This is a genomic window from Alicyclobacillus dauci (assembly GCF_026651605.1).
Lineage (GTDB): Bacteria > Bacillota > Bacilli > Alicyclobacillales > Alicyclobacillaceae > Alicyclobacillus > Alicyclobacillus dauci.
The window spans coordinates 1,621,285-1,646,281 of the sequence record NZ_CP104064.1; the positions used below are offsets into that span (position 1 = coordinate 1,621,285).

25 protein-coding genes are annotated in these 24,997 nt (G+C 51.5%); 18 read left to right on the forward strand and 7 right to left on the reverse strand.

The features are described from left to right. Window positions 1-5 precede the first annotated feature (5 nt). From queA to yajC, 3 genes are read left to right on the forward strand one after another with little or no spacing between them, the layout of a single operon-like run. Complete coding sequence (queA, locus tag NZD86_RS08075) at window positions 6-1,070, forward strand: tRNA preQ1(34) S-adenosylmethionine ribosyltransferase-isomerase QueA (protein WP_268045996.1); 1,065 nt, start codon at window positions 6-8, stop codon at window positions 1,068-1,070. Next, window positions 1,048-2,190: a tRNA guanosine(34) transglycosylase Tgt gene (gene tgt / locus NZD86_RS08080; protein WP_268045998.1), complete on the forward strand. Its 1,143-nt coding sequence runs from the start codon at window positions 1,048-1,050 to the stop codon at window positions 2,188-2,190. Before queA ends, tgt begins: the two co-directional genes overlap by 23 nt. Next, on the forward strand, window positions 2,190-2,621 hold the full coding sequence (gene yajC, locus NZD86_RS08085; protein WP_268045999.1) for a preprotein translocase subunit YajC: 432 nt from the start codon (window positions 2,190-2,192) through the stop codon (window positions 2,619-2,621). Before tgt ends, yajC begins: the two co-directional genes overlap by 1 nt. Before the next feature lie 143 nt (window positions 2,622-2,764). On the opposite strand, the gene NZD86_RS08090 is transcribed toward yajC, so the two are convergent. Next, on the reverse strand, window positions 2,765-3,169 hold the full coding sequence (locus NZD86_RS08090; protein WP_268046000.1) for a TIGR04086 family membrane protein: 405 nt from the start codon (window positions 3,167-3,169) through the stop codon (window positions 2,765-2,767). Window positions 3,170-3,339: 170 nt separating this feature from the next. Between NZD86_RS08090 and NZD86_RS08095 the strand changes: the two genes are divergently transcribed. Beyond that, window positions 3,340-5,487 carry a sensor domain-containing diguanylate cyclase gene (locus tag NZD86_RS08095; RefSeq protein ID WP_268046001.1) on the forward strand — a complete coding sequence of 716 codons (2,148 nt, stop codon included), beginning with the start codon at window positions 3,340-3,342 and terminating at the stop codon, window positions 5,485-5,487. Between the two features lie 75 nt (window positions 5,488-5,562). Beyond that, window positions 5,563-6,294 carry a DUF421 domain-containing protein gene (locus NZD86_RS08100; RefSeq protein ID WP_268046003.1) on the forward strand — a complete coding sequence of 244 codons (732 nt, stop codon included), beginning with the start codon at window positions 5,563-5,565 and terminating at the stop codon, window positions 6,292-6,294. Window positions 6,295-6,309: 15 nt separating this feature from the next. On the opposite strand, the gene spoVB is transcribed toward NZD86_RS08100, so the two are convergent. Beyond that, window positions 6,310-7,893 carry a stage V sporulation protein B gene (spoVB, locus tag NZD86_RS08105; protein WP_268046004.1) on the reverse strand — a complete coding sequence of 528 codons (1,584 nt, stop codon included), beginning with the start codon at window positions 7,891-7,893 and terminating at the stop codon, window positions 6,310-6,312. A gap of 176 nt (window positions 7,894-8,069) precedes the next feature. Between spoVB and NZD86_RS08110 the strand changes: the two genes are divergently transcribed. The 10 genes from NZD86_RS08110 to NZD86_RS08155 all read left to right on the forward strand — a co-directional run bounded on the left by NZD86_RS08110 (window position 8,070) and on the right by NZD86_RS08155 (window position 17,895). After that, complete coding sequence (locus NZD86_RS08110; RefSeq protein WP_268046006.1) at window positions 8,070-8,321, forward strand: post-transcriptional regulator; 252 nt, start codon at window positions 8,070-8,072, stop codon at window positions 8,319-8,321. A 115-nt stretch (window positions 8,322-8,436) separates the two neighbouring features. Further along, window positions 8,437-9,717 carry a protein translocase subunit SecD gene (gene secD / locus NZD86_RS08115; RefSeq protein WP_268046007.1) on the forward strand — a complete coding sequence of 427 codons (1,281 nt, stop codon included), beginning with the start codon at window positions 8,437-8,439 and terminating at the stop codon, window positions 9,715-9,717. After that, on the forward strand, window positions 9,707-10,627 hold the full coding sequence (gene secF / locus NZD86_RS08120; RefSeq protein ID WP_268046008.1) for a protein translocase subunit SecF: 921 nt from the start codon (window positions 9,707-9,709) through the stop codon (window positions 10,625-10,627). The genes secD and secF overlap by 11 nt, the downstream gene beginning before the upstream one ends. 105 nt (window positions 10,628-10,732) lie before the next feature. After that, the gene (locus NZD86_RS08125) at window positions 10,733-11,689 is read left to right on the forward strand and encodes a cation diffusion facilitator family transporter (RefSeq protein WP_268046009.1); all 957 of its coding nucleotides are present in this window, start codon (window positions 10,733-10,735) and stop codon (window positions 11,687-11,689) included. Next, the gene (gene recJ, locus NZD86_RS08130; RefSeq protein ID WP_268046010.1) at window positions 11,655-13,637 is read left to right on the forward strand and encodes a single-stranded-DNA-specific exonuclease RecJ; all 1,983 of its coding nucleotides are present in this window, start codon (window positions 11,655-11,657) and stop codon (window positions 13,635-13,637) included. The genes NZD86_RS08125 and recJ overlap by 35 nt, the downstream gene beginning before the upstream one ends. A gap of 13 nt (window positions 13,638-13,650) precedes the next feature. Beyond that, window positions 13,651-14,175, forward strand: coding sequence for an adenine phosphoribosyltransferase (locus NZD86_RS08135; RefSeq protein WP_268046011.1), 525 nt, complete (start codon window positions 13,651-13,653; stop codon window positions 14,173-14,175). 35 nt (window positions 14,176-14,210) lie between these two features. Then, window positions 14,211-16,379: a RelA/SpoT family protein gene (locus NZD86_RS08140; protein ID WP_268046012.1), complete on the forward strand. Its 2,169-nt coding sequence runs from the start codon at window positions 14,211-14,213 to the stop codon at window positions 16,377-16,379. A gap of 26 nt (window positions 16,380-16,405) precedes the next feature. Beyond that, complete coding sequence (gene dtd / locus NZD86_RS08145) at window positions 16,406-16,855, forward strand: D-aminoacyl-tRNA deacylase (RefSeq protein WP_268046013.1); 450 nt, start codon at window positions 16,406-16,408, stop codon at window positions 16,853-16,855. Window positions 16,856-16,892: 37 nt separating this feature from the next. Continuing rightward, the gene (locus tag NZD86_RS08150; protein ID WP_268046014.1) at window positions 16,893-17,543 is read left to right on the forward strand and encodes an MBL fold metallo-hydrolase; all 651 of its coding nucleotides are present in this window, start codon (window positions 16,893-16,895) and stop codon (window positions 17,541-17,543) included. 127 nt (window positions 17,544-17,670) lie between these two features. Next, a complete protein-coding gene (locus tag NZD86_RS08155; protein WP_268046015.1) occupies window positions 17,671-17,895 on the forward strand; it encodes a hypothetical protein in 225 nt (74 codons plus the stop codon). Window positions 17,896-17,911: 16 nt separating this feature from the next. On the opposite strand, the gene NZD86_RS08160 is transcribed toward NZD86_RS08155, so the two are convergent. The 5 genes from NZD86_RS08160 to NZD86_RS08180 all read right to left on the reverse strand — a co-directional run bounded on the left by NZD86_RS08160 (window position 17,912) and on the right by NZD86_RS08180 (window position 21,715). Beyond that, window positions 17,912-19,096 (reverse strand): cation:proton antiporter, encoded by a 1,185-nt coding sequence (locus tag NZD86_RS08160; protein ID WP_268046016.1) that lies wholly within the window; start codon window positions 19,094-19,096, stop codon window positions 17,912-17,914. 72 nt (window positions 19,097-19,168) lie between these two features. Then, window positions 19,169-19,684: a GNAT family N-acetyltransferase gene (locus NZD86_RS08165; protein ID WP_268046017.1), complete on the reverse strand. Its 516-nt coding sequence runs from the start codon at window positions 19,682-19,684 to the stop codon at window positions 19,169-19,171. 1 nt (window position 19,685) lies between these two features. Beyond that, window positions 19,686-20,453: a sulfite exporter TauE/SafE family protein gene (locus NZD86_RS08170; RefSeq protein WP_268046018.1), complete on the reverse strand. Its 768-nt coding sequence runs from the start codon at window positions 20,451-20,453 to the stop codon at window positions 19,686-19,688. Between the two features lie 335 nt (window positions 20,454-20,788). Next, entirely contained in the window at window positions 20,789-21,073 is a 285-nt protein-coding gene (locus NZD86_RS08175; RefSeq protein WP_268046019.1) for a hypothetical protein, read from the reverse strand. A gap of 198 nt (window positions 21,074-21,271) precedes the next feature. Further along, window positions 21,272-21,715: a carboxymuconolactone decarboxylase family protein gene (locus NZD86_RS08180; RefSeq protein ID WP_268046020.1), complete on the reverse strand. Its 444-nt coding sequence runs from the start codon at window positions 21,713-21,715 to the stop codon at window positions 21,272-21,274. Between the two features lie 525 nt (window positions 21,716-22,240). On the opposite strand from NZD86_RS08180, the gene NZD86_RS08185 reads away from it, so the two are divergent. The 3 genes from NZD86_RS08185 to NZD86_RS08195 are packed head-to-tail and all read left to right on the forward strand — an operon-like array spanning window position 22,241 to window position 24,901. Further along, entirely contained in the window at window positions 22,241-22,642 is a 402-nt protein-coding gene (locus NZD86_RS08185) for a GntR family transcriptional regulator (RefSeq protein ID WP_268046021.1), read from the forward strand. Then, window positions 22,635-23,342 (forward strand): ATP-binding cassette domain-containing protein, encoded by a 708-nt coding sequence (locus NZD86_RS08190; RefSeq protein WP_268046022.1) that lies wholly within the window; start codon window positions 22,635-22,637, stop codon window positions 23,340-23,342. Before NZD86_RS08185 ends, NZD86_RS08190 begins: the two co-directional genes overlap by 8 nt. After that, window positions 23,339-24,901 (forward strand): hypothetical protein, encoded by a 1,563-nt coding sequence (locus NZD86_RS08195; protein ID WP_268046023.1) that lies wholly within the window; start codon window positions 23,339-23,341, stop codon window positions 24,899-24,901. Before NZD86_RS08190 ends, NZD86_RS08195 begins: the two co-directional genes overlap by 4 nt. The last annotated feature ends 96 nt before the right edge of the window (window positions 24,902-24,997 follow it).

Here is a 24,997-nt window from a genome sequence, read left to right on the forward strand (position 1 = left end):
TTTGGTTGCGGGTTGATGATTTTGACTACGAACTCCCCGAACGGTTGATTGCTCAAACCCCTTTATCTTCACGAGAAGACTCCCGCTTACTGGTTGTCGATCCGGTTGAGAAGACCACAGAGCACAGGCACTTTCGGAACATTACCGAGTATCTTCGGCCGGGCGATGTCTTGGTCTTAAATAATTCTAAGGTCATACCGGCGCGCCTGTTCGGCATCAAGACAGACACGGGTGCGCACATTGAGTTGCTTCTTCTTCGCCCAGCGGACGAACCCCGTCGCTGGTTCGCACTCACTCGGCCAGCAAAACGTCTCAGAGAGGGCACAGAATTGCAAATTGGCGAGGGCGCCGGACAAGTTACTGCTCGTATCGTCGGACTTCGCGATGAAGGAATCCGCGAGGTTGAGTTTCTGACCGACGAATCGGTTGAAAGCATTGCGGACAGGCTTGGAGAGATGCCCTTACCGCCATACATTCATGAATCGCTTCATGACAAAGACAGGTATCAAACGGTCTATGCAAAGACGGCAGGTTCAGTTGCGGCACCCACAGCTGGGCTTCATTTCACGGAGCGACTGCTCGACGAGATCCGCGAAATGGGCGTGGACATTCGCTATGTGACACTGCATGTGGGCCTCGGCACGTTTCGATCCGTCCAAGTCGAGGACGTCGAAGCACACGAGATGCACAGCGAATGGTACGAAGTTGACAAGGAGACTGCCGCTGCCGTGAACCGGGCTAAGTCCGAGGGCCGACGCGTCATTTCCGTCGGTACGACCGCACTTCGAACGCTTGAGAGTGCTGGCGCGTCGGGCAAGCTGGAAGTTGGTGCGAGGGAGACGGACATCTTCATTTATCCGGGATATGAGTTCCGCATAGCGGATGCCTTGATCACGAATTTCCATCTGCCTAAATCCACATTGTTTATGCTCGTGTCAGCGTGGATGGGCACAGACTTTGCCAAGCAAGTGTACAAAGAAGCCGTCGAACATGAGTACCGGTTCTTTAGCTTTGGTGATGCCATGTTTCTGTCAAGGAGGGGCACAGTTGACAGCACCAGTAAGGTATGAGCTCATCCGCCGCTGCAAGGATACGAATGCGCGCCGTGGCCGCGTGACGACACCGCACGGCGTGATCGAGACACCTGTGTTCATGCCGGTCGGAACCCAGGCGACTGTGAAGACGATGGCACCTTGGGAACTGGAAGAGCTCGGTGCGAAAATCATTCTGTCCAATACATATCACTTGCACTTGCGCCCTGGCGAGGACATTGTTGAGCGAGCCGGCGGGTTGCACGGTTTCATGAACTGGTCTGGTGCCGTACTGACCGACAGCGGCGGCTTCCAAGTGTTCAGCCTGTCGGGCCTGCGCAAAATCACAGACGAGGGAGTTGCCTTCCGTTCGCACATCGATGGCAGCCCACGTTTCTTCTCACCGGAATCCGTCATGGCCATCGAGAACGCTCTGGGGGCGGACATTATTATGCAAATCGACGAGTGTCCACCATACCCGGCGTCACGTGAATACCTGCGGACGTCTCTCGATCGGACGCTTAACTGGGCGAAGCGTTGCAAGGAAGCTCACCGGCGACCGGAGGAACAAGCTTTGTTCGGGATTGTTCAAGGCGGCGAGCATCTTGACATGCGGCGCGAAGCGGCGGAAGCACTCATCGATCTCGATCTCCCCGGCTACGCCATCGGCGGCCTCAGCGTGGGCGAACCGAAGCCACTCATGTACGAGGTCCTGGCCCACACGACTCCGTTGTTGCCAGCGGACAAACCTCGCTATTTGATGGGTGTCGGTGCACCGGATGACTTGTTTGAAGGCGTCGAGCGTGGCATTGACATGTTTGACTGCGTGCTGCCCACGCGCATCGCTCGTAACGGCACGGTGTTCACGAAGAATGGGAAGGTCGTCCTCAAGCATGCCCGCTATAAGGATGACTTCTCACCCATCGACGAATCGTGCAGTTGTCGCGTCTGCAGGACGTTCACAAAAGCCTACATCAGGCACCTGCTCAAAGCGGAAGAAATTCTCGGATTGCGGCTGACCAGTTACCATAATGTGCATTTTCTGTTGAAGCTGATGGAGAATATTCGAATCTCGATTGAGCAGGACAGGTTTTTGGAATTTAAACGAGAATTTTACCAATCGTACGGTTATACTGGACAGCGAGAGGATGTGGATTAATGCACGCGAACAGTTTGATATTTTTAGTCATTTTGGTGATTGTGTTTTACTTCCTGTTGATTCTCCCACAACGGCGTCAACAGAAGAAAAAAACTGAAATGATGAAACAGGTTGGACCAGGTGCGAAAATTATGACAGCGTCGGGCATCTACGGCGAGATTGCCGAAATGCATGATGATATTGTCGTCGTTCGCGTCGCGGAAGGCGTTGAACTTGAAATGGACCAACGCGCCATTGTTCGCGTTGTCAGCGAAGGCAACGGATTTGGCACAAATGCACCATCGCATGAACTTGGCGCACCTGAACACGAAGACGACGATGAAGAAGAGTATGTGGATCACGAAGAAGAGCCGGCTGAGGATGATGACGCTGAGGCTGATGCGGACAAGCGTGATCACACTTCCGACGCATCACGACAAAACGAACACTGAGATGAGTGCATCGCGTGGGGCACGAACCCCGCGATAAAAAGGGCTTCCCTGAGAGCAGCCGAGCAGTTGACGGCTGTCGGGGGAGCTTTTTGTGCTGCGCGAGGGGTGGATGCTGTCATAAGCGCGCATCCACACGCTGCGACTCAGTCGTCGCGGCGTGTGGACATGCCGATCATGCCTCCGAAAGCTCCGATCACCGCCATCAGTAAGACGCGGAACAGTCCGCTTCCGTCGATGGTGAACGTGTTGTAAACAAATATCCCGATAGCGACCATCAAGAGGGCGTACAGGAGACCGGTCAGGCCGCCGTAGAACCACCCCCGAGAGTCGACGCAGCGGCTTGCAGAAATGGATCCAAAGAACACGGCCGTACAGTGGATGATGTAAGCCGCTGCCGTGATGCCGCGGGGTTGCAAGTTTCCGTACTGAGCCAAGAGAAAGACAATGACGATTCCGATGGCGGCAAGCAGTAATGACCAAAAGCAGCCGTACAGGATCGGAAAGCGGCGTAATGCCGCAAGCCGTCCGGATTCCTGGGAGGAGGACATGAACGGTCACCTCTTGTACAAGTTTGGTACAATCTATTCTATGTTTCGATGAAATATGAACTTGTGATAAAATGTTCTAAAAGTTCAATTGCAAGCACGCTGCCGCGAAACTTCCCTATTGGTCAGACAGGATGAAACCAATTGCGTGCCGGAGGAAGGCGGTCGTAAGGATGGACAGAGTCGCCTTACGCCGGCAATTAGGCCTCAGCTTTGTGATCGGTTCTGTAGGCTTTCTTGTCGCGCTTTTTTACGTTCCACTGTTGTGGCAAACGCATCTCGCAGTATTCCTCTTTCTTGTAATGCTTTCAACTTTGCTGGAAGCTATGCCAATCCCTCTCCGACAGGGGCTCAGTTCGCTACTTCCGGTTGTTCCCATCGGTGCTGTTGTGGTGTATCATACGGCCCCTGTCATGTGGGCCGTTGTTGTCGCAGGTATCATTGCTCCGGCATTTCAGAAACAGTTCAACTGGGTGACGTCCTATTTCAACGCCGGTCAATATGCCCTAAGTGTTTTTTTCATGGCTCGTACGTTGTTGCTGTTCCACGTCCAGACGAACGACGGGATTACGGGGCATCTGATTTTGGGTGTGATCGTGTCAGCACTCGTTTTTCTTGTTTTTAATCACCTCTTTATCAACCTTCTGCACTTTGCTCGCGGTACATTTCTGGTATCCGTCATGTGGTCGGCATTGTTCACTGAGATCGCCAACATGGCAGTGTGTCTGCCATTTGCTTTTCTGACCATCGCGTTGGGGCCAGTACATCCTTTGACCGCGCCAATTGCTTTCTTGCCTATCGTCATTCTTGCGTATATGTTGCGGGTCCATCGCCAAACGCGAGAGCTTCAGATGATTCATGCGGCCACCACACGGTTGGCAAGCGAGTTCGATATTCACGCCATTGCCCTTGAGACGGCTCGGATCACCAAGCTCATCACGTTGGCTGATGCGGTGGTTGTGTTTTTTTTGGATCGTGATCGACAGGTGCTCATACCCGAAGTGGTGTATCCCGACACGCGTGCAGCGTCATTTTCTAAGGACGGGTACCCCGAGTCGCGTGGTGGCGTCATTTGGCGAACCATCCGGCATCGAGAATATGTCAATATTCCCGACACACGTCGGGACAAACGTGTCATTTTCGACGGTGATATACCGGTATTTTTGAGTATGGCCATTTCACCGATGCACGCGCACTTGGAGGTTCAAGGTGCCATCGTCTGTTACGCGGAGCGTCCGCATGCCTTTGGCTACAGTATGCCGTTCGTCGCAGCCCTCGCAAATCAAGTCTCGGTACTATTTGAAAACGCTCGGCTGTATCAGGAACTGCAGGAACGGACGAGGAGAGATGCAGCGACAGGGCTATATAACTACCGTTTCTTCTATGAGGAACTGAGCAAACGTGTCACGGACAGTGTTCAGAAGAAGAGGCCGGTTTCTGTCGTGATCGTAGATATCGACTTTTTTAAAAAGTTCAACGACACGTACGGTCACTTGGCGGGCGATGCCGTGCTTCGGGACGTCGGCAGGCTGCTTTCAAACCTCGGTGGTTCCGATGCGATTGCGGCTCGCTATGGAGGTGAGGAATTTGCCCTGCTGCTTCCTTGCGGAAGGCAAGCTGCGTTTGAAACAGCTGAGCGACTTCGAGAAGCTGTTCGGCAATTGACGGTTCAATTTCAAGGTTACAAATTGCAAGGGATTACGGTGAGTATTGGGGTAGCGAGTTGCCCGGACGACAGTGAAAATGATCGGGACTTGCTGCTCAAAGCGGATAGCGCCATGTACTGGGGGGCCAAACAGCGCGGCCGGAACCGTACCGCGATGTACACGCCCGAATTTGATGCACAGTTGTTTGTCGACGATTTGACCGGCTTGTATACCGTTCATCTGGTCAACATTCGCGTTCGCGATGATGTTCTGCATGGGTCGACGGAGTGGGGCGCAATCTGTATCGACTTGAATCAATTTGGTTCCATCAACAGCACCTTTGGGTTTGATGTCGGTGACCAAGTCCTTCGACAGACAGGCGTGATTATTCGTGAGTGCATGCGGCATGGCGAGCTCGCTTGTCGTTACGGTGGGGACGAAATTCTCATCCTGTTACCGGGCGTAGGTGAGTCAGAACTTGCGGGCGTCCAAGAACGTGTCACCCGGTCCATTGCTTCACATCGTTACACCGTGGGTGAAAACATCATTTTGAGTTTGCGGGTCAGAGCTACGCACAGTATTCTCAAAGATGTCGTCGATGGTGCCGATCTGTTCAATCGCGTTGCTGACTTATTTGCTGAATTGGATACGGAATCAGGCAAATCGATGGCTTGATAGAAATGGTCATCATCGACATGCATGGCATCTCCTCCCACTGGGTCATACTACCCGACGGGAGGAGTGTTTTTTATGGTCCAAGTACCGGATTGGCAGTTTCCCATTCGTATTCTTGTTTTGTACTTGTTGGTCATGGTCGCTCTTCGAGTGATGGGGAAGCGGGAAATCGGCCAGTTGTCGGTGTTTGATTTCGTTGTGTCGGTCATGATCGCTGAGTTGTCTACCTTGCCCATGGAAGACACACAGGTCCCCCTCTATAAATCCGTTATTTCAATCGGCTCGCTGGTTTTGTTTCAAACCATTGTGGCCTTCTTGCAAATAAAAAGTCATCGGTTTCGTCATTTTGTCGATGGGGAACCATCCGTGCTAATCGAGCATGGACAAGTGAAGGATCGAGAAATGAAGCGACTTCGCTATTCGGTTCACGACTTAATGACGCAGCTCCGTGAAAAAGGCGTAAGCAATGTGGCCGACGTGGAGTTTGCCATTTTAGAGACTTCTGGACAACTCAGTGTTTTTCCCAAGGCAGCTGTACGCCCCCTTACACCACGTGATATCGGACGTATGGTGGACACTGAAACGATTCCCATGCCGTTAATTGTGGACGGTTACCCGGTTGAAAAAACGCTTTCAATCCTGAAACAAGACGAAACATGGCTCGCGGATGAAATGAAACGAAGAGGTTATTCATCTTTGCGCGATGTGTTTTACGCTTCAGTGGATGCCTCAGGGAATATTTGGATTGATGAGCGAGACGCTCGGGACGAAAAGGATAGGCACAAGGGCAATGGGGAGGACAAGTGACCATCGGGTCACTTGTCAGATTGCGAATGGCATCCACTTTACAACCTGTGAGAGCCATGGGCCAACTCGCGGCACCCGTCTGATGTTGCGGGACGTGAGAACGCGAAGTGCGCAGAGAAGTGCGAAGTAGAGAATAAATCCGCCGATCACGGCAAGCATCAACGATGACAGAGGCAGCTCTGTGTGTCGCATTGTGATGGCTTGCATGTATACGAACATTCCGCACGAAGCAACGGCGACTCGCGCCAACGAGTGGAGTCGAATGCTGAAACCAACGTAGCGTACAACGAACCACAGGTTGAGAATACAGGATACGCTGAATGATGCGGCCGTCGCCATACTCACCCCGAGTACACCCATGGTTGGACGAGACGCCAGCAGGATGATGAGCAGCAATTTGAGCAAGCCACCGATGATGGAATTCGTCATAGCGATACCAGTCTTGTTTAGTCCCTGTAGGATTCCGGTGAGTGGCGCTTGCAGACAAAGGAAAAACATGAACGGGGCCATGACGGCTAGGATCGGTCCCACTGATCCTTCTTTGTAGATGTAGTGTGTGAGCGGCGTTGCGAACATCGTCAGCACGACAGCCGTCGGGAACGCCACCATAGCGGTCGCTGTGAAGCTTTGTGCAAGACGAATGCGAACACGAAACGCCTCATTGGCCGCAATGGACTCTGACACGGATGGAACTAAGTTGGTTGCTAGTGATCCGGTGAATACGGTTGGAAACACGAGGAGGGGAATGGCCATGCCGCTGTATTGACCATACATCGTCGTCGACATGACCGTTGAAAACCCTGCGTGCTTAAGCGCTCGCATCACCAATACAGGTTCCGCTGCGAACAGGATGGACCAAATGAGTTTGCTCAAGGTAACTGGAAGGGCAATGACACGCATGGCGCGGATGGTGTCCCGAGTGGTCTCCGTTGTTCGATTGTCCGCGTTTGGCAAGATGTCGTCCAATTTTCCTCGCCGACGTTGCTGGAAAACTAGGAACAAAAGCCCGCTCAATTCTCCTAAAACCATCCCCATCATCGCAGCCGCTGCCGCGTAGGCGAGAGAAATATGCACGAAGTAGGCTGCCAGTATCCAGACACTAATGATGCGCACAGTTTGCTCTAGGATCAGTCCCCATGCAGTGGGCCCCATATCCTGCAAGCCTTGAAAATAGCCTCGATAAAGGCTCGAAATTGCGATCACGCCGATAAGAGGAATCATCGCCAAGTAAGCCGGGTACGCGCGCGGGTCAGTCAACCAGCGATTTGCTACGACGTGCCGACAAACCACCATGAGAATCGTAAAGAGAATGGCCAAAACGGCGACGATCCAGACGCTGATCCGCATAATACGGCGGACGCGAGCCTTGTCATTTTGAGCTACCGCTTCTGCCACGAGTTTCGAGATGGCGAGTGGAAGACCGGCCGTGACAAAGGTGAGAACGAGTCCCAAAATCGGGAAGACGATTTGGAACAGGCCCATTCCTTGTGCGCCGATAAGACGCGTGAGTAAGACTCGGTACACGAAGCCCATGACCCGTGTAACCAGTCCGGAAATCATCAATACAAGTGCGCCGTGAAGGAATGTTTGACGATTCACCCTGCAACGCTCCTGTTCTGTCTGTGTCGGTTTCCTGTCCAGTCCCGAGACAGGCTGTCCCTAATCTTTATGCGACAGGCGAGGTGCCTAGTCCATGTTTCTCCAGCAGATTCCGCAAAGGAATTGAGGGGCCTCCGTGGAATAGATCAGTCTACGGAAAAAAGGAGTTGGGGACGTTGAATCCGCTTGAAGCCACTCACATTCGACCTCATGCAAAAGAACTGATGGACTTGTGCGCAACGAAAGTGGAAGAGTTCCGTTTACTCGGCTATGATCAGGTAAAGCTAGAGGAAGTTTGGGAATTTGTGTGTGCCAAGCTGCCTTCTGACACACATTTACATCAATTGGTGGAATTTATTTTATCGATGCGTGTGATGGATTTCATGAATTACCAGACCATCTCGGCTTATAAAGGTTCGCTTTCGTAGATCATTGGCAAAATTGCAGGTTTGACGACGAATTTTGTCGTTGCGTATACTAGATATGTTATGCCATCACGTGGATTCAGTACGGATGGCCAGGCGTATGTAAGGAGGACAACCTATGAAATGGGGACGCTTCATGGCGTTCTTGGTCATGGTCGCAGTCGTCATCGGGCTGACTGTGGGCACGGCGATGCCGATTGCAAAGAAGATCCCTTTGGGACTCGACTTGCGGGGCGGCGTTGATTTACTGTATCAGATTCAACCGTCCAGTGGACAACACATAACCGAGAGCGGTAAACAGGCTTTGTTACAGGCCGTTGAGCTGCGGGTCAACAACCTCGGTGTCGCGTCACCCATCATCGACTTGGAGGGTCGCGACCAGATTCGCGTACAGCTAGCTGGAGTGAAAGACCAAGCTGCAGCTGCCAAGACGATTGGTGAGACGGCACAGCTCGCAATGTATTCCAGTGCAAAGATGGATCCGAAGACGGGAGCACCAATTGCACCTGCAGGAAAACTGCTCGCAACTGGGGCTGATCTGAAGAGTAACGCGTCGTATGTTCAAGATCCCAATACGGGCAAAAACGAAGTGGCGATTTCTTTTAAGGATCCGAAAAAGTGGGAGAATATTACCAGCACATACTTAGGTAAACCAATTTACATTTTCTTGAACGACAACCTTCTCACCGATCCAGTTATTAATGAAAAAATGTTTACCGGTGACAGCGTCATTTATGGCCCGCAGTTGACGACGCCCCAAGAGTGTCAACAGTTGGCGAGCCAAATTAACGCAGGCGCGTTACCGTATCCACTGCACCTACAAAGTGAGACCAGTGTCGGCCCATCGCTCGGTCAAGCTAGCCTTCAAGCCACACTGTACGCGGGAATGATTGCGATCATCCTCATTTTCCTCTTTATGATCGTGCTTTACCGCATGGCGGGTCTCATCGCGGATATCGCCCTTGTGGCGTATGGGTACCTGACGATTTTGATCTTTAATGGCCTTCATGTCGTCTTGACCCTATCGGGTCTCGCGGCATTGGTTCTCGGTGTCGGTATGGCGGTGGACGCAAACATCATCACGTACGAGCGCATCAAAGACGAGATGAGACAGGGTCGCAGTTTGCGATCCGCTGTGAAAATCGGCAACAAGAATGCCCTTCGTGCCATCATCGACTCGAACGCAACCACATTTATTGCTGGTGCTGTGATGTACTGGTTTGGCCAAGGTGACATTCGCGGATTCTCGGTGGCTCTCATGGTCAGTATTATCGTCAGCCTCCTCACGGCGGTACTACTTAGCCGTATGATGTTGCTGTCGTTTACGAATTCAGGCGTGGTCAAACGACCGTGGTGGTATGGAGTAGGGAAAGGGGTGTTGAAGAACGATGAAGCCTAAGTTTGATATCATCCGGCTCAGTAAGTGGTTCTTCCTTCTTTCCAGCCTGATCACCGTTGCTGGTATTGTTGTCTTTGCGACCCTTGGATTCAATTTGGGCACGGATTTCAAAGCCGGCTCACGGGTACAAATGCAGTTGAATCAACAGGTGGACGAAACAAAAGTTCGCCAGATGTTCAACTCTGTCGGACTCAAGGTGGACAACACTGCAGTCACTGTAGCGGGAACAGGGCGCAATGTGGCCATTGTGCGTTTTCCGGAAGTGCTGACACCAACCCAGATCAGTCAAATTGACCAAGCGGAGTCGAAGTATTTTCCGAAGGCCACAGTTGCGCCAAAAGTAGACACGGTTGATCCGTATGTGGCCAAGCAAACGGCTCAAAAGGCAGCACTATCTATTTTGATTGCCGCCGCATTTATCGTTATTTACATCGCCATCCGATTTGAGTTTCGCTTCGCTGTCGCAGGCATCGTTGCTCTTTTGCACGACGCCTTTATCGTGCTTGCCGCGTTTGCCTTGTTGCGGCGTGAAGTCGATCTGACGTTTGTGGCTGCCATCCTCACAATCGTCGGTTACTCCATTAATGACACCATCGTCATTTTCGACCGCATCCGTGAGAACCTCAAAATTGTCAAGCCGAAGGATGTGGAGACGCTCAAGCAAGTGGTCAATCGCAGTTTATGGCAGACGATGTCGAGATCGATTAACACAGTCATTACCGTACTCATCGCTGCCGTAATCCTCTATTTCTTCGGGGGCGTTTCAATCCGAAACTTCACGTTCGCACTCATCATCGGCTTAGTCAGCGGAGCCTACAGCTCAATTTTCATCGCCAGTCCGCTGTGGGTCGTATGGCGTGGACGGTCGTTGAAGAAAGGTAAATCCGGCGTAAAAACGCATACGGCTTAATGATGAGGTCGCACCAGAAAGCGCTCCGGGCGGAGCGCTTTCTTTATCTTTTATTGTCCCTTCGGGTACGCTGTGTAGAGATGATCAAAAACGAGGTGCAGTTGTTTGAGTAGCCAAGCAAACGTTCAGAGGCAAGGGAGCTGGATGGCGTTTATAAATGCCCTATTCAACGTGTTGTTGGCTGTAGCGAAGGGTGTTATCGGGGTTATTGCAGGGAGCAATGCGCTCATCGCGGATGCAGTTCATTCAGCAGCCGATCTCGTCGGTTCGCTCGCCGTCATCATCGGTCTCCGAATTGCCCGTAAGCCACCGGATGAGGATCACCCGTACGGTCACGGGAAGGCGGAGCTGATCGCGGCGACTATCGTGGCAGGCTTGTTGGTAGCAGCCGCCATTGAAGTTGCGTATTCATCCGCTACTTCGTTCTTTCATGATCCGACGAAACCGGAGATGGTGGCTGCTTATACGGCTTTTGCAGCTATGGTTGTCAAAGAACTCTTATTTCGTTTCAACTACCGTCTTGGTAAAAAGTTGTTCAGCAAGAGTTTGATGGCGAGTGCTTATGATCACAGGTCTGACGTCTACTCATCTCTCGCTGCGTTTATCGGGATTGTTTTGTCGGTCCTTGGTACGCGCATCCATGTCGGTTGGCTTCGCTACATGGATGCCGTTGCTGGCATCTTTGTGGCTATCCTGGTCTTCAAAATGGCTGTTGGTATCGCGCGCGATTCATTGCAAAGTTTAATGGACCGGGTTGTACTGGAAGAAGAGAATATTGCACCCTACGTAGAATGTGCCCTATCCGTGAACGGCGTGCGGCGGCTTGATGATATTCGCGTACGTGACCACGGTCAGTATGTCATTGTCGATTTGGAAATCGGTGTAGACGCAGAGGTCACTGTGGCAGCAGGGCATGACATCGCGGCTCGTGTGCGGCGAGAGATGCGGTCCGAATTTGAACGGGTTCAAGATGTGTTTGTTCACGTAAATCCGTACTATGGGGCAACGAATGAAGGGAAGAACAGAAATGACGACGAAAGTTCCGCTGTGGTTGACCGCTAACGTTCCAGTCTACGCAGCGGATGAGTTGGCCAAAGCATTGGCGCTTCCGCGTCGAGTTGCAAGTTGGTTGGTGGCCAGAAATATCTCGACAGTACAGGAGGCTCGTCGCTTCCTCTACGCGCACGAGCAATTTTCCGACCCGTTTGACTATCAGGACATGCGGGTGGCTGTGGAGCGGATTTTAGAATCGGTAGATAACGACGAACTGATCGTCATCGTCGGCGACTACGACGTCGATGGCGTGACCGCCAGCACGATTCTGGCGGCAGAACTGGAGACTCGGCGAGCACGTTGGCACTGTTTGATTCCGGAGCGTGTGACGGATGGATACGGTCTGAGTGCCAGCTTGGTTGACCGTGCACATGAAATGGGGGCTTCCCTCATTGTCACGGTCGACAATGGGATTCGCGCTGACGAAGCGCTTGAACGGTGTTCACGCTTAGGTGTTGATGTGATTGTGACTGATCACCACGAACCAGGCTCCTCGCCGCTGCCAGGCTGTGTCGCTGTCGTACACTGGTCGCGACACGAACGGCCAAACGACGCCATTGTCCTGTCCGGTGCGGGCGTCGCGTGGAAGGTATGTCAGGCTTTACAAGCCCTGCGCGAAATATCTCAAGCTCCGTCCGACCACCGTGAATGGTTGATGGGCTTAGCCGCCGTTGGAGCCATCAGTGATATCATGCCAATGCGGGGAGAGAATCGTCGTTTGATTCGTGAAGGCCTGGCAGCTTTGCGCGGGTGTCGCCGGCCGGGGTGGCTGGCGCTCTGTGAGCGAGCGCGTGTCGTACCGGATGAACTGTCCGCGACCAGCATCTCGTGGCGAATTGCGCCGAGAATGAACGCGGCCGGGAGAATGGCGAGCGCAACGGCCGCATTTGAACTGTTGATGGCGGATAAGCGGCCGAAGGCTGGCGAATATGCGGACGAGATCGAACGATTGAATGCTGAGCGCAAACGAAGCACGGACGAGGCCGTCCTGCAAGCCAAGGCACAGGTGCAGGAGATCTACGGCCACGAGGAGCCGGGTGCCATTGTCGTAGCAGGTGAGTGGCCACTTGGTGTTGTGGGTATTGTGGCGGCGAAACTATCTGATCTCTACCAATGTCCGGCCATTGTCTTGTCAGACATGGGAACGGACATTCTACGAGGGTCTGGACGCTCACCGGCAGGCATTTCCATTCACGATGCGCTCATGTCCTGCGAATCGTCGCTGGACCACTTTGGCGGGCACGATGCGGCCGTGGGCTGCGGTGTCCGAAAAGATAAAGTAGGGGAATTTCGTCTTGCATTTCGTGAGGCTGTCCGGGCAATTGGTGCGGTTCAGAAGCAAGAAGCGGCAGTCGTGGCGGATGATTTTTTGCCCCTTGAAGAGGCAACGTTAGATATGCTTGATTGGACATTGAAGTTTTCGCCCTATGGTCCTGAGAATGAGCCCCTGCGGTTTTTTATTGGTCCCGCGGTCGTGACGAAGTTGACGCCGCTTGGGGACGGATCGCACGTGCGATTGCGCTTGCAGGAAGGCGCGGTTGAAGCGGACGCAGTCTGGTTTCAGGCACCTGAGCGAATGCGGGACAAGAGCCTTGCTGGTCAGCGCATGGCCCTTGTCGTGGAGCTGGAAGAAAACGTTTGGCAAGGACGGCGTAAGGCACAATTACGCGTTGTCGACGGATGGGTACTCCGGAAACCAGTCGTTCGGGAAGTGTTTGCCCGAGTGTACCGGCATTTATTGCAAGGGCGTGTCGTTCCGGAGACAGCATTTGATCAGCTGGCGAAAGAACATCATATTGACGATTTAGATGTCATTTTAGAAACTTTTGTCGAGTTGGGATTTGCCGCTTGCGAGAATGGTGCGTATCATGTTCTTGAGGCAGTCCGCCCACGCGATTTGCGTGAGGCTGTGTCCTACCAGGCGCACCTGCGTACACAACTGGTGGAACTGACGTAAGGAGAGAATTTGATTGACAGTAGATTACCGAAGCTGGATTCGAGATATACCGAATTTCCCGAAGGAAGGTATTCTCTTTCGTGATATCACGCCGTTGTTGGGAAACGGTGATGCATATAAGGCAGCAATCAACACGTTGGCAGAGCAAGCCAAAAACTGGGGTGCAGAGGTCATTATTGGTCCCGAGGCACGTGGTTATGTCGTAGGCGCGCCGCTATCATATTCCCTTGGCATTGGCTTTGTCCCGGTGCGGAAAAAGGGGAAATTACCGAGCGAAACTGTGTCCGTCACGTATGATTTGGAGTACGGAAAGGATATCCTGGAGATTCATACAGATGCCATTCAACCGGGGCAAAAGGTCGTCGTTGCAGATGACTTGCTCGCCACGGGCGGAACGATGGCTGCAACGATCGAGTTGGTACAGAAGTTGGGCGGCGATGTCGTAGGCGCGGCGTTCTTCATCGAATTGTTGCCGCTCTCTGGTCGTGATAAACTCCAGGGCATCCCAGTCCATACGCTTGTTCAATATGATGATTAACATGCCGAGAATCGGCGAGTGGGAGGTGGTATGGTATGTCTGACCTGACGATAGATGTCTTGTGTGAGCGGATGCAATCGTATTGTGACGCAGATGACGTGGAAAGTGTACGAACGGCGTACTTGTTCGCTGAGCGTGCACATGCAGAGCAGAAACGGATGTCGGGCGAACCGTACATCACCCATCCCCTCGCTGTGGCATTCATCCTTGCCGAGTTGCAATTGGATGCCACGGCTGTCGTGGCTGGTTTGCTGCACGACGTCGTCGAAGACACACCTGTAACGGATGCCGATATCGTTCAGAATTTTGGCGCCGAGGTGGCTGCGCTTGTCGACGGCGTGACAAAGCTGAAACGGATCAAATTCGATTCTCGTGAGGAGCAGCAGGCGGAGAATCTCCGCAAGATGTTCATGGCCATGGCCAAGGATATCCGGGTACTCATCATTAAACTTGCGGACAGATTACACAACATGCGCACACTCAGGTATCAAAATCCGGAGGCGCAACGGCGCAAGGCGAGAGAGACGCTCGAGATTTTCGCTCCGCTTGCGCACCGTCTAGGAATTAACACTATCAAGTGGGAACTTGAAGATATTTCGTTGCGCTATCTCAACCCACAACAGTATTACCGCATCGTGAATTTGATGGCTCGCAAGCGCCAAGAGCGTGAGCAGTTTATTGACGGTGTGATGGACATCCTCCGGGATAAATTGAAAGACTTGAATCTCAAAGCCGAAGTGAGTGGCCGGGCTAAGCATATCTACAGTATCTATCGAAAGATGAACACACAGCACAAGGAATTTAACGAGATATACGATCTCTTCGCCATCCGCGTCACAGTGGAAAGCATCAAAGACTGCTACGGCGTGCTGGGTGTCGTTCACACCATGTGGAAACCCATGCCCGGCCGCTTCAAAGATTACATCGCCATGCCGAAGGCGAATATGTACCAGAGCTTGCACACGACTGTGATCGGACCGAACGGTGAACCACTGGAGATTCAAATTCGCACGTGGGAAATGCACCAAACGGCCGAGTACGGTATTGCCGCATACTGGGTCTACAAAGAAACCGGGAGTCAAAAGGCGGAGGGTGACTTCGCCAAAAAGCTCGCGTGGTTCCGGGAAGTGCTCGAGTGGCAACAGGATTTTCGGGATGCTCAGGAGTTCATGGAGACCCTGAAGATCGATTTATTCTCTGACCAGGTATTCGTCTTCACGCCCAAAGGCGACGTGATCGAACTCCCTGCAGGTTCTGTGCCCATCGACTTTGCCTATCGGATTCACACGGCAATCGGCAACCGTTGCATTGGCGCCAAGGTGAACGGGAAGATGGTGCCCCTCGATTACCGCCTGCGGACCGGAGATATCGTGGAAGTGGCCACGTCGAAACACAGTTACGGTCCCAGCCGTGACTGGTTGAAAATCGTGCAATCTTCACAGGCGAAAAGCAAGATCCGCGCGTGGTTCAAACGTGAGAAGCGTGAGGAAAACGTTGCGCGTGGGCGCGAACTGATCGAAAAGGAATTGGTCAGGCAACGTCTCGAGCCGCGGAACCTGATGAGTCCAACGTTTATGGCTGAAGCCTTGCAGAAGTTCAGTTTCGCCAAGGATGAAGATCTGTTTGCCGCTGTCGGGTATGGTGGATTGAGTGCAGCCCAAGTGGTCACTCGTCTCGTGGAAGCTCAGCGCAGGTTGCAGGAAGACAAGCCCGTTGATTCACTGTCGCTCATGTCAAAATCACAGCAGAAACCGTCGGATACCGGTGTTCGCGTCAAGGGTGTGGACAATCTCTTGATCCGGTTTGCCCGTTGCTGTAACCCAGTTCCGGGTGACGACATCGTAGGCTTTGTCACACGCGGTAGAGGTGTCTCGGTGCACCGGACGGATTGCCCAAACGTGGAGGCATTGACGGCCGACGGTACGCGCACGTTGGATGTGGAGTGGGCAACGAACAAAGATTGGTCGTATAACGCCGAAATAGAAGTCACCGCGATGGACAGGCATGGACTCGTGAACGAAGTGTTGAACGCCATCGCAGAGACCAAGACGGAAATCACAGCCGTGAGTGAGCGGGCGGATGCGAAAAAGATCGCTCACATTCACATGAGTGTTCGCATTCGAAATTTAGACCATTTGCGCAGTGTTGTGGAGCGATTAAAGAGGCTGAAAGACATCTACAGCGTACGCAGAATGGTTCAATAAGCTGTTCGCAAGTGGGGGGAGTCACCGTGAGAATCATCGTTCAACGAAGTGGGCCTGCTCGTGTAGAAGTTGAGGGCAAAGTCACAGGTGAGATTGATTCTGGCCTCGTTCTGTTGGTCGGCGTCGGCCAAGGCGATACGGAGTCGGATGCAAATTACCTTGCTGAAAAAGTCGCCCATCTGCGCGTGTTTGAAGATGACGATGGAAAAATGAACCGCGACGTTCTTGACGTGAAAGGCAGCATTCTCTCGGTTAGCCAGTTCACATTGTACGGCGACGTCCGCAAGGGCCGCCGGCCCAGTTACGCCGATGCCGCGCGACCGGAGGATGCAGTGCGGTTATACGAGTTTTTTAATGATGCACTCCGACATCTCGGGTTACATGTTGAGACGGGAGTCTTTCGCGCCATGATGGATGTGCACCTCGTCAACGATGGCCCAGTTACCATTTTATTGGACAGCAAGAAGATGTTCTAGGCGTTTCTACCGGTACTTGTATGAAGGAGGGCGAACCATGGAAATTCGTCGTTTTGTCGTGAGTCCCATTCAAGCAAACTGCTATGTGTTGTCCGAGTCGTTAGACAAGGGGGCACGAGCTGTCATTGTCGATCCCGGCGACACCGACCTCACACAAGTCTTCACCTACATTGACGATCACGAATTTAAAGTCGAGGCGAACTGGAACACGCATGCCCATTTCGATCACGTTCTCGGCGTCGATATCGTGCGTGACAAGTACCACTGCCCTAGTTACCTTCATCCGGATGACCAAGGCGTCTGGGATGCGACACCGGCCTCAACACAGCAGTGGATCCAGCGCAATGTAGAACCGTTGAACGCACCAGACGAGTACTATCGCGACGGTGATACCGTGAATCTCGCTGGCGAGGTGTTCACGATTTGGCACACACCAGGTCATTCCCCCGGGGGAGTATGCCTTGTCGGACGTGAATTTGCCTTGACCGGGGACACGCTGTTTCGCGGTACCGTAGGGAGAACGGATTTACCCAAAGCGAGTCCTGGAGCAATGGATGCATCCTTAAAACGGATTTTAGAGTGGGATGACAACCTTGTCATTTACCCTGGACACGGGGAATCCACCACGTTTGGGGTTGAACGAGAACACAATCGATTTCTCCGTATTGCGGCGCGTGGAGGAGAGTAAGCGCCCGGCGTACAAGGAAGCACCTTACGAGAAAATTTTGTGCACTGATGAAAGCAGCGTATTGTTATCGCTGCTTTTTTGTATGCTTCTTTCTGGATCGGATCAATCTATAGTTGGAGGTGGCGGTATGGTCAACCACGAATTGCATGCGTCACATACGTGTTTTGCGTGTGAGAACATGATGCCCTGGACGGGAGATGTATTTGGAGGCGTCATCATCTCACACGGCAACGAAATCGATGCCACCGTTTCAGTGACTGGCATCAAGGGCAACTTCGTTGAGCTTTCCGTTCAAGCACAATGTCCGGAATGCGGGGCAGTAAATCAGTTTAAGGTGCTTCACCAGAAGTGACGATGACGAATTCACGTTAAGTTCCAGTTCGAGTCGGGTATAACGCAACAAAGAGAATCGGTCCGATCATACTTGTAATGATGGCGACCAAAATGATGGAATCAGCCAGCACGTGAGACAGTGTACCAATGCGTACACCAATTTGAGCGGCAGCGGCAATAAGGCTCAATCTCGCAGACAAGAGGAATCCCCCAGCTAGGGACTTCCGCCACCCGAACCCGCGTACAAGGTACAGGGATGGGATGAGTTTGACAACGAACGCTGCGACGATAAGTACAGGTATCCACATCAGTGCCTCATGTGATCTAAGAGAGTGAAAATCGAAATCGAGACCTACGGAAATGAAGAACAGCGGAATGAAAAATCCATAGCCAATCCCGTGACTGTAATCGCGGAGTTTTCCCTTTAAGGAAAACGGAAGTGCTGAAACCAACATGCCAACGAGGAAGCTCCCCAGGATCGGTTCCGCACCTGTAAAGTCAGCCAATGCCGTCGTGACTGCGAGTAACGCGATGATGGCGCGGATTCGCACTTGTACGTCCCCAGCGAGGTTTCTTAACCAAGGCAGTCGTTGAACGCCTCTCAAAATAATGTAGACCCCGATCGCAAACGGCACAATAGCTAGCGTTAGAAGGACTTGGCTTGGGCTTCCGGCAGTTTGACCGCTGATGAATATGGAGAGCAATAGCATGGTAAGAAAATCTGCTATTAATGCACTAACAAGAAGTGTTTGTCCGAACTGTTTGTGTAAGAGGTGCGACTCTTCCAAAATGGGCAGGATGACACCGAGTGATGTTGTGGAAAACAGCAAAGCGACCATGTAAGGGTTGGTTGGTGGAGGGGTTAACCTGTACATCCACAGAGCAACTCCAAAGCTGATGAGCAATGTTGCGCAGAAAATAGACAATCCAATTGACAGGATGGACGGTCCCCTGCCTGTCCACTTGCTTGGGCGAAGTTGCCGTACGTCGACTTCCATTCCGGAGACGTACATGAGAAAAAGCAACCCGAAGTCTGCAAGGTGGTTAAGCCAATGGATTTCACTATCTGTGATGTGAATAAACTTTGACTGCAGCACCATTCCAAACATGAGGTAGCCTACAGTAGATGGAATGCGCAAAAGTGGAATGCGGCTTAGAAGCGTGCTGAAGACAAATGATGCAGCCAAGATAACTAAAAAAACGAACAGTGTATCGCTCACGGATGCACACCTCCCGCCTTCTACCATATGAGAGGCGGGACAAGTCTAGCACCGTTATCCAGAGATGATTGTTCAGAACGGGTTTTCCATTGCGAAAATGTGAACCGGTATTCCGTGGAACTCGGTCGCGTGATGGAAGCGCATCCCCGTCTTTTCCGCAACGCGAATAGAGCGGATGTTCTCAGGTTGAATGATGCTGATGACGCGTGGAACACCAAGTTGCTTGAAGGCGACATCGCGGCACAAGGCTGCTGTTTCCGAGGCGTACCCTTTGCCCCAGTGTTCCTTGGCCACCCAGTAGCCAATCTCCAACTGCTCTTGTCCATCCACTACCTGCGGAAGCAGTCCTGCGTGACCAACCGGTTTACATGAGTCGCGCAGTTCCATTAGGAGAATTCCCTTGCCTAGTTCTGATTTCGAGACCCAATAGGGATAGTTTGCTTTTAAGTCCGCTTTGGAACGAGGCTGGCCATTACCGATGTAGCGAACGACGTCCGGGTCCTGCCACAGGTAAACGTAAAAGCGGAAGTCTTCTAGGCGATATGGACGAAGGCGTAAACGATCCGTTTCCAGCATGTCGTATCGCATCTTAACGCACCACAAGCGTGTACACTTGCTGGGCGATAACAAGACAGGTCACGCCGATGAATATCGGCCTCACATATCTTACACCTTTGCGAATGGCGAACTGGGAGCCAACCAGCGCTCCTAACACCATGCTGACACCAAGGATTAAGCCAGCTACATAGTGCACTGCCCCTAGGGACACGAATGCGACCAACGCGCCAATATTTGACGCAAAGTTAATGGTGCGTGCATTGCCGCTTGCGTTGACAAAGTCAAAACCCAACAAAACGAACACCATCATCAAAAATGATCCCGTACCGGGTCCAAAAAAGCCATCATAGAAACCGATGACGAGTGCCGCGAGTCCTGCCCAGACAAACACGTGTCGTGGAAGATCCTGACGATTCGGATTCAGTCCTAAGTTTTTTTTCACCAGCGTGTACGCGGCGACGGCGATGAGGAGCACGAGCACGAGCGGGCGCAAGAATGCGGAGGGCAAGTGATGAACTACGATAGCACCCGCCGCGGCACCGATTATTCCGAGCGGAAAGACGGGCCCCACAAGCCTATAATTCACCTTACCGGATCTTAGATAGGATAGGGTGCTCGTCACCGCCGACATGGTGCCTGCCAGTTTGTTCGTTCCCAGTGCTGCCGCTGGTGGCAATCCCACAAACAACAGGGCTGGTAGTGAGATAAGTCCGCCTCCACCGACCGTCGAATCGACAAACGCAGCGACAAAGCCGGAAATTGCGAGCGTGATCCAAGTGAACTCATTTACGTGTAACAATTGTCATCTGGCCTTTCCTATAAATCCCGTTCATTGTAGCGCTCGGTGTTCGGTGTGACAACGATCGTTTTAAAACAATCTTGCCGTGTCTCTTGTTTCACTGTAGCTGATTACGGAAATTAAGTTGTCAGGTATTCACAACACCAACCGATATATCATTCGCTTGAATTCGTGACGTAGCAGATCGTAAATATCTTTCAACGGTGAATAAATGAGACGCGAATTGTGAAGAGGCCGTGTAGTAATTTTTTTGGGTTCATTGCATACGTACACCCTAGGACTGGCATTTTCCCCTTTTTAGCGTCGGACCGCCCTAGAGTCTCTGTTCGATACCGTTATTTTGTGCGTGTAGTTTGGAAGAAGTCAGCTAGACCTCGAATATTTCTCCATTGAGAACCTAATGTGATACTTGATACAAACAATTTGTCATAACCCTTGGATGGAAGTGATTCAGTCAGTGTGTCGAGAAGCTCTGCATTGCTTTTGTTGCTTCCTACAATCCAGACGGATCTTTGAATTTCAAAGTGATCAGGGCACTCTTTTTTGATAGCCAACGTCAATCTGGTGTATCCGTCTTCATCTGGTTTATGTAAGTCATAAACAATCGTATGCATATACATTTACTTTATCTTCCTTTATTAATTTATCAACTTATATTGATCATTTCTGCCAGATAATTACATAACAACTGCTCATTCGAAAGTCTATAATCGTGCGGGTAATTCGGTTATGCCCACGGTAGTCCAACAACATTCTTAGCACCATAGTGCACAACAAGTGTATGTGTTCCTTACTGATTATAAATAGTCTGTACAGGGTTAATGGTCACCCGGTACAAGGTTCATTGATATGGATAATCGGTTCCAACTATTTATGGTGTTGATTAGAAAAATTAAGTCAACATATTGTTTCTCATCAAAATGTTGACGGACACGATTGTATAAATCATCCGACACACGATTTGTGGCGATTAAAGTAATCGTTTCAGTCAACTCAAGAGCGACACGTTCAACATCATTGTAAAATGGTGATTCACGCCATGCATTCAAACAATATATTCGTTGCTCGGTTTCGCCAATTGCACGAGCGTCTCTTGCATGCATGTCCAAGCAGAAGGCACATCCGTTAATTTGTGAAGCTCGGATTTTAATCAGTTCCATCATCTTAGGATCGAAACCGATCGTTTTTGTATATTTCTCAAATTGGTACATGATTTTATAAGCCTCCGGGGCCACTTTTGGGCCGCTTATACGCTGTTCCACAGGGATCGCTCTCCTTATGTTGGTTTACTAGACATCGGTGTTTCCATAGGGATATACATTCCATACAATTACTATTAATCCTCTACAGTCTTGTTGCTAAGCCGCCTGAGGACCCGTAGCGATAACCCTGGAGGACTGTATTTACATGCGTAGGTGCATGCACCCGGATCTTCGATTCAAGTCCCGTTTGGTCAAAGAAAAAAACTATAAAAATTCAAGTGTATGAGTTTCAATTACATGTAAGCTGTCTGTAACGTAATCAAAAAATCGCTGTTCATGGCTTACGTGTTGTACCCAATACTCAAATAACTGTAGGACTTTAAGCACATCCCCTGATGTGTAATCCTCATTTGTTGCTGCAAATGAGTACAACATAACAGGCCTCCTCATGCATGCTTGTTCATGACTTCCATGTGCACACATGGCTTTCCTTTATGGCTTTGAGCAAAAAAGTCTCAAGTGGGAATTCACCTATTGACAGTGTATTAATTGATTTAATACACTCTGTACACAGAGGTGAAGATAATGGCTTCGAATGAGACATGGAAGCCACCCGAAATCCATCCGGATCCAACCAGACCGCTCTATGAGCAGTTTGCGGATGTGATCCGAACAGAGATCGCGAGTGGTCGATTACGGCCGGGGGTTCGTATGCCATCTGTACGCGATCTCGCCGGCACATGGCGGGTCAACCCGAACACTGTGATGCGCACCTATCGTGATTTGGAGCAAATCGGGTTCTTAATGACCCAACGAGGGCAGGGGACGTTTGTGGTGCGTGATGAGCGTGTCATTGAGGACAGCAAATTGGCCATTGCGAAACGGGCATGGCAGCAGTTTCAGGAAGTGGCGCAATCCCTTGGTATGACTGTGCACGAATTGATTGATTTAGCCACTCAAGAGGAGGTCGACCGGGCACATGAATGACAGTGTAACTATGGCCGTCTGTTGTACGGGCGTACAGGTTCGAATCGGTAGGAAAGCCGTCCTTCACGATATCACATTTGGTATCGAACCGGGGCAGATTGCCGGGTTGCTTGGACCCAATGGAGCGGGCAAGTCGACATTGTTAAGTCTTATTTCTGGTATTGCGCCTGTCGAGACTGGTAAAATTGAAATATTTGGGCAAGAAGCTGGGGAGAAGACTTTGACGCAGACCGCATACTTGCCGGACAGAGGAAAGCTTCCTTCTTGGTTAAGGGTAGGCGAATGGCTGGCTTTTGCACAGAAGCTGTACCCGGACTGGGATGTCGATAGGGCTCGTTACCTTAGGGAAGCCCTGAACGTTCAACTGGATGCAAAAATTAGTTCGCTGTCGCGCGGTGAAGAGGCTCGATTGCAGTTGATGACTTGCTTGTCGAGATCGGTCCCACTGGTTCTGCTCGACGAACCCTTTGTTGGCGTGGATCTCACTTCGCGTGAGCGGATTGCGGAGACTGTTGTCCGCGAAATGGCCGATGGGTCGCGGACTTTTCTTATCGCAACCCACGACATTCGTGAAATGGACCAGATGTTTGATCGGATCGTTCTGATCGACAAAGGTAGCATTGTCAGTGTGGACGATACCGACGCGCTGAGAAGTCGAGGGATGTCTGTCGAGACGCGTTACAGGGAGGTCTTCACATGAGTGCCGTTCGTACGATAGCCGAGCTCGAAATTTCCCGCCATCGCAAGTGGAGTCCCGTGAAGAATCCGACCGTATTTTTGGGGATTTGGCTTATCCTCATAGCAGCGGGTGTTACTTTTGGATACTTGACAAGTTCCATAGTGGCCGTAATTCAGGCTGCATCGTATCTGTCTATATACGGTAGTTTTGGTTTGGCACTTGGTGTGGTATTGCCCATTCTCAGTCAGGAACGAATGTGGTTTTTGGGCTACCCGCATGCGAGACGTTCACTTTTGTTCGGGAAATGGGTAGCCGCATGTACGATTGTATGTCGTGGTATGGCGCTCAGTTGGGGAGCCTGCGTTGTTTCAACCAGTGTGTTGATTGCAACTAGTCGTGGCCGCTTCGAATTGACGGGAACTGAAGCGGGTCAGGGTGTTTGGTGGATTCTGATCAGTCTCTGCTACGCGTTTGTCGTCACTGTATTTGCAGCGTTTAGTCCTATGTTTCAAACAGGATGGTGGCGGCTCTGTTGGTTCTTTTCGTGGCTGCTGATTTCAACGTGGCAAATTCCGCTGTGGCTAGTCACGAACCCGAATCACGTTTTCGTGACCGGCGCCGTTATCTTATATTGTGCCGTGGTCATAGCCGTTGGGCTCTTGTTAACTCTACTTTTGTATCGATATGCTCCCGCTGTGCTGAGCAAAGTGGCACGACACACTGGTGCAAATCGGGAATACGGTAGGCCTGACAATGGTCGACCTCAAGCGAAAGGCGCCCGCATGTTGCGACGCGACAGAGTAAGCAAGGCGAACGTAACGATGTTTTGGGCACTGGTTTGGCTTGAATACTCTCGCTACCGACTATTAGGACGGGATGTCTCCAGAATTGCACAAACCGTCGCGGGGTTAGTGTTGTTGGCCGTCGCCGTAGGATCAGCCGTCGCTTTTCGGCTGTCCGGCGATCTTATTCACTCCGTTGCATTCTTCTTTGATATCGTGACGCTCGTGGGACTCATCGGTTGTTTCGTTCAGATGATGAAGGGAATGAACGATGGATTTAACAAGTGGTTTGTAACGTTTCCGATACAGCGCACAAAAGCAATTACTGCGCGTGGCTTGGCCTGGTACTTGGCATTCTCCCTGTGCATGTTGGAACTCCTTGGAGCTTTCGCCATTGGCGCGATTTTCATGCAGTTGGTCCACCCAGTGGGCGCGCCGGTATGGAACCAGGGACTACAAGTTTTGTGGCGAGGAGCCTTACTCAGCCTTGTGTTTTTGCTGGTCATGTACGCCATTCTCGCCGCTGCGCCAGCCTTGATGGCAAAGCCCGTCTATTCAATCCTCTTGACGGTTCTTGTCTACGTAGGCGGCATTCAACTTTGGAACTTCGGGTGTTTGAAGGTGCTGTTTCATTACGGCCCTGGGTACTGGGTGGCTCTGTTGGTCGTCATTCTCGCGGGGACACCGAGTGCCATGTTCAGCATCCGTTATGCTGCTCTGCACATGGATCGGCTTGCTCGAGGAAACAGCCGAACGAAGACCAGTTGGGGTCAAACGTGGGGAAGCAGTTGGCGTTAGGCAGCTTAGGCCAGTCGGCCATTTTCCGACAGCAACGTCAACGGGGAATGGCCATCTGGGCCCGACTCGCGAAATCATCTGTTATAATAAATGTTG

Coding starts and splice junctions, on each gene's coding strand:
- NZD86_RS08140 (WP_268046012.1), top strand. CDS start 14,211: ATGTCTGACCTGACGATAGATGTCTTGTGTGAGCGGATGCAATCGTAT.
- NZD86_RS08150 (WP_268046014.1), top strand. CDS start 16,893: ATGGAAATTCGTCGTTTTGTCGTGAGTCCCATTCAAGCAAACTGCTAT.
- NZD86_RS08175 (WP_268046019.1), bottom strand. CDS start 21,073: ATGTATATGCATACGATTGTTTATGACTTACATAAACCAGATGAAGAC.
- NZD86_RS08165 (WP_268046017.1), bottom strand. CDS start 19,684: ATGCGATACGACATGCTGGAAACGGATCGTTTACGCCTTCGTCCATAT.
- NZD86_RS08195 (WP_268046023.1), top strand. CDS start 23,339: ATGAGTGCCGTTCGTACGATAGCCGAGCTCGAAATTTCCCGCCATCGC.
- NZD86_RS08190 (WP_268046022.1), top strand. CDS start 22,635: ATGAATGACAGTGTAACTATGGCCGTCTGTTGTACGGGCGTACAGGTT.
- secD (WP_268046007.1), top strand. CDS start 8,437: ATGAAATGGGGACGCTTCATGGCGTTCTTGGTCATGGTCGCAGTCGTC.
- NZD86_RS08100 (WP_268046003.1), top strand. CDS start 5,563: ATGGTCCAAGTACCGGATTGGCAGTTTCCCATTCGTATTCTTGTTTTG.
- NZD86_RS08095 (WP_268046001.1), top strand. CDS start 3,340: ATGGACAGAGTCGCCTTACGCCGGCAATTAGGCCTCAGCTTTGTGATC.
- secF (WP_268046008.1), top strand. CDS start 9,707: ATGAAGCCTAAGTTTGATATCATCCGGCTCAGTAAGTGGTTCTTCCTT.
- recJ (WP_268046010.1), top strand. CDS start 11,655: ATGACGACGAAAGTTCCGCTGTGGTTGACCGCTAACGTTCCAGTCTAC.
- NZD86_RS08090 (WP_268046000.1), bottom strand. CDS start 3,169: ATGTCCTCCTCCCAGGAATCCGGACGGCTTGCGGCATTACGCCGCTTT.
- yajC (WP_268045999.1), top strand. CDS start 2,190: ATGCACGCGAACAGTTTGATATTTTTAGTCATTTTGGTGATTGTGTTT.
- NZD86_RS08185 (WP_268046021.1), top strand. CDS start 22,241: ATGGCTTCGAATGAGACATGGAAGCCACCCGAAATCCATCCGGATCCA.
- NZD86_RS08155 (WP_268046015.1), top strand. CDS start 17,671: ATGGTCAACCACGAATTGCATGCGTCACATACGTGTTTTGCGTGTGAG.